This window comes from Nocardioides abyssi (genome assembly GCF_030412915.1).
Lineage (GTDB): Bacteria > Actinomycetota > Actinomycetes > Propionibacteriales > Nocardioidaceae > Nocardioides > Nocardioides abyssi.
Genome location: NZ_JAUHJR010000038.1, coordinates 1 through 409, shown reverse-complemented (window position 1 = coordinate 409; position 409 = coordinate 1). Strand labels below are relative to the sequence as shown.

General features: G+C 79.0%; 1 protein-coding gene. It reads left to right on the top strand.

What is annotated here, in order from left to right; all coding sequences use genetic code 11:
- Positions 1-409, top strand: a 409-nt coding sequence (locus QWY29_RS19795; protein ID WP_300962955.1) for a hypothetical protein, incomplete at both ends; no start/stop codon positions are given.

Here is a 409-nt window from a genome sequence, read left to right as displayed (position 1 = left end):
CGGGGCCGACCTCGGCCTGCTGGTGCACGTGGGACGCCTCGCCCGCCGCCTGCTGCGTCGCGACCGGTCGGTGTCGACCGTCCCCGACGAGTCCGGCGAGCCCGCCGGCCCCGGCTCGGGTGCCGCAGCCCGGCCGAGCAAGCAGCGAGGAGGACCCCTGGACGGTGTGTGGGTGCTGGCGGTCGCCCTGTCGAGCGTCCGCGCCGCCCGGCACGCCGGACGGCTGCGGGGCTCGGGCGTGCACGTGGTCTGCGACCGCTGGCTGCTCGACGCGATCGTCGACCTGCGGCTGCGCTACGGCCGGCACCGGGTCGCGGAGTGGCTGCGGCGTCGCGGCTTCCCCCGCCCCGACGTGGCCGTGCTGCTCCGGGTCGAACCGGCGGCGGCCGCGGCCCGCAAGCCGGGTGAC